This window comes from Mesorhizobium sp. M1E.F.Ca.ET.041.01.1.1, from assembly GCF_003997355.1.
Taxonomy (GTDB): Bacteria; Pseudomonadota; Alphaproteobacteria; order Rhizobiales; family Rhizobiaceae; genus Mesorhizobium.
Map to the genome: position 1 here is coordinate 1 of NZ_RZSL01000166.1, position 10,960 is coordinate 10,960.

Genomic DNA, 10,960 nt, shown 5'->3' on the forward strand with positions numbered 1-10,960 from the left:
TCTTCAGCGTCATCGACAGATCGGCGAGCGAGACACCGGCCGTCAGCGCAGCATTGAGCGCGTCGCTGCGCAGCGTGCCCTTGTCGATGGTGACGTTATCGCGGCTGATCGAACCGGAAAGATCGGCCGCCAGCGTGCCCGTCACCAACGGCGCCAGCGTCGCCACGTCGGTCTTCAGGCCAGCGGCGGCGAGCTTCACGCTGACCGGGCCGCTGCGATTCTCGACATCGAAGCCGTCGGAATGGATTTGTCCCGTCACATTGTTGAGCTGCGTGCCGCCGACGGCGATCGAGGCCAGCGACGTGCCGATATCGACCATCGGCGCCTTGCCGTCGCCAAAGGCGCGGGCGGTCGCCTTCTCGACCGCGACCAGGATCGGCACCGCGCTGTTGCCGACATCGATCGTGACAGGCTTGTCCTTGGCCGAAAGCTCGACGGCGAGGTCGCTGGCGCCCTTCGGGTCGACATTGCCGGTGGCCGTGCCATGCACGGCGCCGCTCTCTATGGTGGCATGCTCGATATCGACCCCGCCAGCGTTGGTGGCGGTGCCGGCGACGTCGAAGCTCGTCTTGCCTGCAAAGAGCGACTTGAACTTTTCCGGCAGGAAGCGCTCGAATTCGCCGTCGCCCTTGGCTTCTATATAGTGCCCCTTGTCGCTCAACTGGTGGCGACCGGTAAGCTGGGTGACGATCTTGCGGTCGACGACGAAGGTGCCGACGCCGTTCCAATTGGCGAGTGGCCCGGTTCCGGAAACGACGATGTCGACGGGTGGCGCATCAGGCAGCTTGAGCAGGTTGGCGATGATGCCGCCCGCTGGCTCCGACGCCTTGAGATCGAGGTCGAGCTTGTTGTCGGCCGGCGCGAAATGGATCTTGGCGTCGACATTGCCCTGCTTGCCGTCGTGGCGGGCGACGTTGAGCACAGTCTCGACCGCCAGCGGCGATGGGTCGGCCTTGAGCGAGCCCTTGGCGGCAAGTTCGGCAATGCCGCTGCCCGCGAGCTGCTGCCCGAGCGCGATCTCCGGCAGGTCGATCTCTCTGACGTCGATCGAGACCGGCAGGCTGGTCGAGCCGCCTTGCGACGGCTGTTGGCTGGCTTGCGGCAGCCGCGCCAGCTCGATGCGCTCGGCTCCGATGCGGTCGGCGTTGAAATTGCGTGACAAGAGCGCCGTCGGCGACCAGTCGAGCGCCACCTTGCGCGCCACCAGCCAAGGCCCGGCGCGATCCTCCAGCACGACGTGATCCAGCCGCAGCGCGCCGGACCAGATGCCTTCGATGCCGCTGACGGTGACCTTGCGATCCTCGGTCGAGGCCATTTTTGAAATCAGGCCGGCGAGATTTTGCCGGCCGCCTTCAGTGCCGGTCAACACGACGAGCGCGCCAATCACCGCCACCAGCAGCAGGAGCAGCGCGTAGAGGCAAATGCGAAGGATGCGCCAGAAGATCTTCATCGTCAGAACGCCTGGCCGATGCCGGCATAGATGCCGAAATGCGGATCGCTCGGATCGCGGTTGAGCGGCACGGCGGCATCGATGCGCAGCGGTCCGAATGGCGTAAGATAGCGCAAGCCGACGCCGGCGCCGACCTTGACGTCCGAGAAATCGGGAAAGGATTTCGTCGAGACCGTGCCGGCATCGACGAAAGGCACGATGCCGATCGTGTCGGTGATGGCAATGCGCATCTCGACCGAGGTCTCGAAGAAGGACAGGCCGCCGATCGGCTGGCCGTCGATGTCCTTCGGGCCGATGCCCTGATAGGCATAGCCGCGCACCGAGCCGCCGCCGCCGGAATAGAAGCGCCGGTCGGCCGGGACATTCTGCAGGCCGGTGCCGACGATGGACCCGAGCGTGGCGCGTTCGGCGAGAACGAATTTGCTCGCCGTGTCGAGCGACTGGTAGGCGGAGCCTTCGCCTTTCAGCTTGAGGAAGGTCGCACCGTTCAGGATATCGTAGCTTGGCTCGGCATAGGCCAGCGCCCGGAAACCCCTGGTCGGATTGAGCTTGTTGTCGCGGCTGTCATAGACATATTGCAGCGGAACACTGGCGATCAGATAGGTGTGCTTGCCGAAGGTGTCGGTGATCCGCGAATAGTCGAGCGCGAACTCCGCCGAGACCCTCTGCCTCTTGTCGAGGTCGTAGGAGACGCCGATGTTGCCCTTGACCGAGAAATGGTCATAGGCATCAGGGTGTTCGAACACCGTCTTGATGCCGGTGAAGAACTTCGATGTCGGCCCGAGCACGCCCGGTTTCTCGAACATGACGCCGGCATTGTAGTTCAGCGCGGAAAAGCTGTTGCTGCCGATGCCGCTGATGGAGCCGTCGATGCGCAGCTTCTCCGCCTGGCCGAATAGGTTGCGATGGCCCCAATAGCCTTCGAGCCCCAGCCCTTCCGTATTGGAAAATGTCCCGCCAATGCCGAAAAAGCGCGGCTTGCGCTCGCTGACCTGCACGTCGATCGGAATATTGCCCTGGCCATCGAGGCTGTCGCCTTCCTTGATGGTCACGCTGTTGAAAACCTCGAGCCCGAGCAGCCGATCACGAGCATCGTCAATCTCTTGCGGCGAATATTGCTGACCCCGCTTGAGACCGGTCATGTATTCGGTGAAGTCGCGATCGACCTTCTCCGTGCCCTCGACAATGGTGTCGCCATAGCCGGCGACAGGGCCGGCCGCCACGGTCAGCGTGACGTCGAGCGTCGAGGTTGCGTGATCGGCGACGATCTCGCGATCCGTCACCTTGGCGAGCGGCCTGCCCTCTTCCTTAAGCGCCCGTACGATTGCCGCCTCACCCTTGAGCACGGCTCCCGATCCGGCATCACCGCCCGCGATCAAGCCGAAATCGGCGCTCGCCAGGCCGGCCGCGTCGCCTTTCAGCCTGATGTCGCCCAGCGTGAATTTCGGCCCGGCGGCGATGCTGACCACCACCGGGATGGGCTGCGGCCCCGTGAATTCGGCGTCCGGCGGCAGTTCGTCTATGGACTTGCCCTGGATGGTGATGGTGACGACGCCTTCGTAGCGGGCGTCGGCGTAAAGGGCGGCAACGAGCTGCTCGCGGTCGCTGCGCGCCTTTGCCATCAGGCCGAGCGACCCCGACACCGGATGTTCCTCGTCGTTTTTGAGCGCCGAGGCGTTCTCGAGCTTCTCGACCAGATCCTTGTCGGCGTCCGGCGCATCGATGGTCACCGAATAGCGCAGCGGATCGACGATATCTGCGTCCTCGTCCTTGGATGAACCCCAGAGCTTGATGCCGAATATCTCGAAGGCGGCCGCCGGCCGGGCTCCGCCGGCGAGCATGGCCGAGCAGAAAAACGCCAAAAGCAGGACGCGCGGAAGCCCGCGCCCTGGCGCGATCCCTCCTGACATCTGCGTTTCACACGCCGGCATTAACTCAACCTAGTCGACAAAACTAAAATTGGAATGAAGTTCTGAAACGCTCGTAAAGGGGCCTCAGTCTTTTTACAAGCGATGTCAATGGCTTGCAGGGCGGGTTCCCAAAGGCTCACATTTCGACCTTCCAACACCGATGCTGGCCGCCACAAACTTCAAACGCGGCGCATCATCCAGCCACTCGCCCCGAGCACTCGTATCAGCAAGGACAGCGTAAATGAATACCGGACCTGAAGGCCAGAAGCGCCCCGCCGACAATGCCGGTTGACGACGGCAAAGTCCCGCCGCCAAGGCGCTCGGCGCGAAGGGCGGGAAAAAGCACGCCGAGAACATGACATCGGAACGGCGCGCCGAGATCGCCAGAAAGGCGGCGGAAAGCCGGTGGAAAAGTAGCCCTACTTGTATGGCGGTCGTGAGGGCAAGGGTAGCGAAAACTGTACCATCCGCTTCCCGTAGTGTTGCGCTATCTTGTCTCGCACTCGCGCATGTTTGCACAAGTTTTCGACATGCCGATCACCTCATAGCATCCCACTTGATGCTTGACATCTTGTTGCAATCGTTCCCGCGCCCGGCACGGTGAGAGCGGGCTTGGTAGCCATTGCATGGAGCAACTGGCCGAAACGTTCCTCGGTCCGATTAGCCATTATCATCGTCCTTGATGATGGAAGCCGTCGCATTGAAAATCTGCGCTGTCATTAGCAACTGGCCCGCAGTCGCAACACCGACCAGCATGGCATAGACAAGTGCCCAAAACCCGAAAAACGAGAGGATGTTGTTCGGATATGCGCTAGCGAAGAGTGCGATTATCATACCTAGCGTTTGGGCTAGGATGAAGTGGAAGAAATTGGCGATGATGGTCATAAAATACGACTTCGGATCGCCATCCTCGGCAATCGTCTTGAAGATCTTTGCATTCGAAAAGGCGAGCATGATAGCCATGCCTCCCATCGAAAACCCTATCATGCTCGGCAGGATGTCGATTGCCAATTGCGGCCACGTCTTGGAGCCGCCGGACTCGGCAAGCCAGATTGGAAAGAGGCCGCCGGCGATAGCGGCGGCGACATAAAGATACGGTGACGTGAGCAGCGCTTTGCTGCGCCCGTAAAGTTCCAAATAAATGCGGAATGCCTTACTGGCCGGTGAGTCTAAGAACCGTCTCACGGGCAACGGCAAGCGCCTCATCAAACGCTGACCCCAGCTCGCCGAGGACGCGCCTGATGACACGCGGATGCTGCTTTGTGCTAAGGCTGACGCTTTCGCCATCTTCCTCGGTTCCTGCACCTTCAACGTATCCGTCATATGAGCCGACTTCGGCTTGGGTTGTTGTCTCTTCATTAGGCTTCAGGCCTTCCGGTCCCGGCGCGGCCACCAAAACGATATCTTGGCTTTTTGCGCCCTGGTTGACCAGCTTGTCGAGAATGCCTTGAGGGCTAATGCCATCAGCGTTTGGCCGCACGATGTGGATGTGAAGCCGTTTCAGTTTCGGTATGGCGAGGATTCTCTTGAGAGCATCCTCTTCAGGAATAACTGTAACCTCAACAAGCGGCGCTTCCAGCCCCTGAATGTCAGGATCAAAAAGAAGGCTAAAAATCGTCCGGGCGCGCGTTGGTGATATGCGCTTGTTGAAGTCGTTCCTTGTCTCAAGAAATAGTGCGTGATCGCGCTCGCGCAAGATGTATTGGAAAACTCGGCCATTAAACCCGATGTCATCCGGAATATCCAAATCAAGATTCCGGAAGGGTATTTCCTCCAGTTTTGCCTTGTTTATCGCCGGTTCCGTTTTGTCGATTTCGGTCCAAACAAACAATCCGCCTCGATAGAAACCCGGTTCGATCAAGGTCGGTTCGGATATAGTTGCAAACAAGTCGCCCCAGAAATTTACCGGGTGGCGCGCGGCCCTATTGAGAATGTCGACATAGACCCCAGCAGGATGCGGGCTTGCCGACACATTCAGAACGCAAAATTCAAGAATCCTATTCTCTTCCGCCATTTTACCCCTCCAAGAATTGCGCGTTTAAAGCACGATTCCGGAGAAGTGGCGACTCGATATAAGACTTTTCGCAAACAGATATGGAGCAATGGAAATGTCGGACGCGCCACGTATCAAACTGACGGACTCGATCTCGGTTGAGATAGTCGACCCAGATAACATTCGCCCCGTCTACGCTGACTTGGTGACGGAGCTACGCGTTGTTAACGGCGTGCTCCACCTCTCTCTCGCAACGCTTTCGGTCGAAGGGGACGATTCCGGTCTCAGCCGCACCGCTCGCGTCTGCGCTCGCTTGCGAATAGCGCCACACACGGCCCAGTTCATTCAACAGATATTGGCATCACCAAACGATTCTCAGGGTGCGCCGGCCGGACAAACGCTAAATTAGCTTACATGTTCGAACGGTATACATCCGTTTTGGGAACCCCCGGAACAAAGCGGGAAATCCGGCTGGGAACCTCATCCACAAGTCTTTGATTTTTTTGAAAACCGCCTTCGAGGGGCCACAATCCAATTGTCTGAAATGGACCGGGCTTGGAATTCACACCTTTTGCACCTTCGCAAGAATGTGTGATCCATCTCATAGAGGTTCTGTCGAAATACCGGCCTTTGGCCGGAATGGAAACCGTTGGCCGGTTGAAAACCTGCCGCGTTCCGGCGTTGACAAGCCCGCTTGATGCTTGATCATGCCCGGACGCTGCAATGTCGGGAGGGTGATATGGCAATGCGCGCGGCTCGTGGTCTCTCTTTCCTTCTCCTTATCTTTTTCGCCCCCATCTTCCTCGCATCGGGCGGCGCGGCACTTGCGGCCGAAGCCCGGCGAATCGTGACGACCGACAATTCCGACTATTTCGGCTTCGACCTGAGGTCGGACCAGAATGTCAGCCTCGACCAGTGCAAGACTACATGCCTCGGCGACCCTGCCTGCCGCGCCTTCACCTACAACACCAAGGCCAAATGGTGCTTTCTCAAATCCGACTATAACCAGTTGAAACCGTTCAGCGGCGCCGTCGCCGGCAAGATCGCCAATGTCGATGGCGACCCCGATATCGGCGCCCCGCCTGCGCTTGCCTTCTTCCCCAACTGGATGGCCGACCAGGCCCAGCAGTTCCGCAACAAGCTGACCGATCCGGCCTATGACAAGCCCACTGAAGGGCTGGCAGCGCTCCAGGCCGCGGCCGAGCAGGCGGCGCTGACCGGCGACCATCGTCTCGCCATGCAGAAATACCAGGCCGCGCTGTTCGTCCTGCCGGACGACGGCGCGCTCTGGCTGGCGCTGGCGCGCGAAACGCTCGGCGTGCAGCCGGCTTCGAACACCTCGGAGCCATCGACCTTGCCGGCAAACGTCACCTCGGCCGCCTTCAACGCCTATAAGCTGGTGCGCACCGCAAAGACCCGCGCCGAGGCGCTGGCCCTGCTTGCCGCCGGCCTCGACAAGCGCGACCTCTTCCGGCCGGCCATCCAGGCCTATGAGGCAAGCCTTGCGCTGGTGAACTCGCCCGCCGTGCAGGCCGACTATGCCGACCTCAAGGCGCGAAAGGGTTTCCGCGTTATCGAACACACGGTTGATGCCGATTCCTCTTCGCCGCGCATCTGCGCCCAGTTTTCCGAGGAACTGGTCAAGACCGGCGTCGACTATTCGCAGTTCGTCACCGTCGACAATGCCGCGCCCAAGGCCGTCGAGGCCAAGGACAAGCAGATCTGCGTCGAAGGACTGGAACACGGCCAGCATTATGACGTGACCTTCCGTGCCGGCCTGCCGGCCGCGATCGGCGAGACCATCGCCGCCCCGGTCGTGCTGTCGATCTATGTCCAGGACCGCGCCCCGTCCGCCCGTTTCACCGGCGACAGCTTCGTGCTGCCGGCCGGCGCCCGCCGCGGCATTCCGGTCGTCACCGTCAACATGAACGCCGCCAAGATGAAGCTCTATCGCATCGGCGACCGGTCGCTGGCGCAGCTTCTGTCCGGCTATCAGTTCCTGCATCAGCTCGACGGCTATGACATTTCCACCATTTCCGACCAGATGGGCGAGCCCGTCTGGGAAGGCACGCTGGACATCGCCAACGACCTCAACAAGGAGGTCACCACCTCCTTCCCGGTGGACGAGGCGATCCCGCAGCGCAAGCCTGGCGTCTATGTGCTGACCGCGCAGCCGGTCGACGACAAGAGCGACGACTACAACTCACGCGCCACCCAGTGGTTCGTCGTTTCCGACATCGGCTTGTCCACCTACACCGGCCAGGACGGCCTCAACGTGTTTGCCCGTTCGCTCGGCTCCGCCAAGCCGATCGCCGGCGCCGAACTGACGCTGCTTGCAAAGAACAACGAGATCCTCGGCACGGCGACATCCGACGCCGAGGGCCACGCGGTCTTCAACCCTGGCCTCACCCGCGGCGAAGGTGGCATGGTGCCGGCCGTGCTGATGGCCAAGCAGGGCGACAACGACTTCGTCTTCCTCGACATGGGCCGCGCCGGCTTCGACCTGTCGGACCGCGGCGTTGCGGGGCGCGCCGCGCCCGGCGCGCTCGACGTCTATGCCTGGACCGAGCGCGGCATCTACCGCGCCGGCGAGGATGTGCATGTCGCCGCCCTTGCCCGCGACGGCGCCGCCAAGGCGGTCGAGAACCTGCCGCTGACCTTCATCTTCACCCGTCCCGACGGCGTCGAGAACCGCCGCGTCGTCAGCGACGGCACCTCCGCCGGCGGCCATGCGGTGGACCTGCCGCTCGAGCCCAACGCCATGCGCGGCACCTGGACGGTGTCGATCTTTACCGACCCCAAGCAGGCGCCGGTGGCGAGCCAGATGTTCCTGGTCGAGGATTTCGTGCCGGATCGCATCGAGTTCGACCTGACGGCCGACAAGAAGGAGATCGCCCAGGACGAGACCGCCAATGTCAGCGTCGACGGCCGTTTCCTCTACGGCGCGCCGGCCGCCGGCCTCGCGCTCGAAGGCGAGATGACGTTGTCGACCACGAGCAGTTGGGACCGGTTCAAGGACTTCACCTTCGGCCTCGCAGACGAGCAGTCGGCCGAACCGACGGTGACGCCTTTAGCCAACCTTCCCCTTGTCGGCGACGACGGCAAGGCGACCTTCCCGGTTTCGATCGACCAACTGCCCTCGACCACCAAGCTGGTCAACGCCAAGGTCACCGTGCGCATGCGCGAAGCCGGAGGCCGCGCCGTCGAGCGCTCGCTCGACATCGCCGTCCATCCTGAGAAGGACATGATCGGCATCCGCCCTGATTTCGAAGGCGGCGAGGTGCCGCAAGGCGGAACGGCGAAGTTCAGCATCATCGCCGTCGATCCGAACGGCAAGCGCGAGGAACTGAAAGGCGCGCAGTGGTCGCTGGTCAAGGTCGAGCGCAATTACCAATGGTACCGCTCCAACAATTCCTGGAACTATGAAGCGGTGAACCTCACCAAGGCCGTCGCCAACGGCCAGATCGACCTCAACGCCGAGGGTGACGCAACCGTATCGCTTCCCGTCGACTGGGGCCGCTACCGGCTCGAAGTCGAGACGGCCGATCCGGACGGCCCGGCGACAAGCTACGAGTTCGACGCCGGCTGGTATGTCGCCTCGACCACCACCGAAACGCCGGACGGCCTGGAGATTGCCCTCGACAAGGATACTTATGCCGCCGGCGAGGTCGCCAAGCTGAAGGTCTCGCCGCATTTTGCCGGCGAACTGCTCGTCACCATCGGTGCCGAGAAGCTGTTGAAGACCGTCACCGCCTCGGTGCCGGCCGGCGGCAGCACCGTCGACATTCCGGTCGGCGACGACTGGGGCGCCGGCGCTTATGTCACGGCGACGCTGTTCCGGCCGGGCGATGCTGAGCAATCGCGCATGCCGGCCCGCGCCATCGGCGTCAAATGGCTGACCGTCGATCCCGGCTCGAAGAAGCTTGCCGTCACGCTGACGCCTGAAAAGACCGCGCCGCGCCAGCAGCTGTCGATCCCGGTCGCCGTCAACGGCGCGCAACCCGGCAGCAATGCCTATGTGATGGTCGCGGCCGTCGATGTCGGCATCCTCAACCTCACCAACTACAAGGCGCCCGATCCAGAGGACTGGTTCTTCGGCCAGCGCATGCTGGGGCTTGAAATCCGCGACCTCTACGGCCGCCTGATCGACGGCTCGCTCGGCACCACCGGCAAATTGCGGACCGGCGGTGATGGCGCCAACATGCAGTCGCAAGGCAGCCCGCCGACCGAAAAGCTGGTCGCCTTCTTCTCTGGCCCGGTTGAGCTCGACGCCGACGGCAAGGCGCGGGTCGATTTCGACATCCCGCAGTTCAACGGCACGGTGCGCGTCATGGCCGTCGCCTGGACCAAGGAAGCGGTCGGCCACGCCGAGACCGATGTCATCGTGCGCGATCCGGTGGTGATCACCGCCGGCCTGCCGCGCTTCCTGGCGCCCGGCGATGCCGCGACGATGCGGCTCGACATCGCCGACACGGACGGGCCTGCCGGCGACTACAAGCTCTCGGTCGCCACCACCGGCGATCTGTCGACCGGCGACAAGCCCCTGCCCGAGAAGCTGACGCTGACCCAGGGCAAACGGCAGACGCTCTCGTTCCCACTGATCGCGCGAACGGCGGGCGATGCTTCGATCACCGTCAAGCTCGCGCATGACAGTGGGACCGAGGTCGAGCAGACGCTCTATCTGCCGGTGCGCCCGGCGCAGCTTCCGGTCACCAACCGCATGGTGGTCGACCTGAAACCCAATGGCGGCGCGCTTCGCGTCGACAAGGAGCTGCTCGCCGCAAGCGTTCTCGACGGCGCTTCGGTCAGCGTCGGCATCTCCCAGGCAGCTGCCTTTGACGTGCCTTCGCTTCTGATGAGCCTCGACCGCTACCCCTATGGCTGCGCCGAGCAGACCACCAGCCGCGCCATGCCGCTGCTCTATGTCAACGACATGGCCACCAGCATCGGCATGGAGAGCGATCCCGAGCTGCACGGCCGCATCCAGGACGCCGTCTACAAGGTGCTGAGCTACCAGGCCTACAGCGGCAGCTTCGGCCTTTGGGGTCCCGGCTCCGGCGATCTCTGGCTCGACGCCTATGTCAGCGAGTTCCTGACCCGGGCGCGCGAGCAGAAATACGACGTGCCGGCGCAGGCGATGAACCAGGCGCTGAACAACCTGCAGAACTCGCTGGGCTACGACCAGGACGTCCAGGATCGCGGCAGCGAGATCGCTTACGCGCTCTATGTTCTCGCCCGCAACAAGAAGGCCTCGATCGGCGATCTGCGCTACTACGCCGACACGCAGCTCGAAGCCTTCTCCAGCCCGATGGCGGTCGCGCAACTGGCGGCGAGCCTTGCGCTCTATGGCGACACGCAGCGTTCGGAAGCGACCTTCCAGACGGCGCTGCGGCTGGCAAAGGCGAGCACCGAGTACGATTATTATCGCTCGGACTACGGCTCGCCGCTCCGCGATGGCGCGGCGATGCTGGCGCTGGCGGCGGAATCGAAGCCGGTGCCGAGCATCGTGCCGCAGTTGATCCGGCTTGTGGGCCGGGAGCGTGCCGACGCCCGCTGGACGAGCACGCAGGACGAATCCTGGATGCTGCTCGCCGCGCGGGCGCTGAA

4 protein-coding genes and 1 pseudogene are annotated in these 10,960 nt (G+C 62.5%); 1 reads left to right on the forward strand and 4 read right to left on the reverse strand.

The features are described from left to right. The 4 genes and pseudogenes from EOA38_RS15800 to EOA38_RS15820 all read right to left on the reverse strand — a co-directional run. Nucleotides 1-1,450: pseudogene (locus EOA38_RS15800) on the reverse strand (translocation/assembly module TamB); the annotation flags it as partial. 2 nt (nt 1,451-1,452) lie between these two features. Then, entirely contained in the window at nt 1,453-3,381 is a 1,929-nt protein-coding gene (locus EOA38_RS15805; RefSeq protein ID WP_126093012.1) for an autotransporter assembly complex family protein, read from the reverse strand. A 639-nt stretch (nt 3,382-4,020) separates the two neighbouring features. Further along, entirely contained in the window at nt 4,021-4,497 is a 477-nt protein-coding gene (locus EOA38_RS15815) for a hypothetical protein (protein WP_127299629.1), read from the reverse strand. Between the two features lie 16 nt (nt 4,498-4,513). After that, on the reverse strand, nt 4,514-5,374 hold the full coding sequence (locus tag EOA38_RS15820) for a DUF4747 family protein (RefSeq protein WP_127299630.1): 861 nt from the start codon (nt 5,372-5,374) through the stop codon (nt 4,514-4,516). Nucleotides 5,375-6,092: 718 nt separating this feature from the next. Between EOA38_RS15820 and EOA38_RS15825 the strand changes: the two genes are divergently transcribed. After that, nucleotides 6,093-10,960, forward strand: a 4,868-nt coding sequence (locus EOA38_RS15825) for an alpha-2-macroglobulin family protein (RefSeq protein ID WP_127299631.1), incomplete at its 3' end; no start/stop codon positions are given.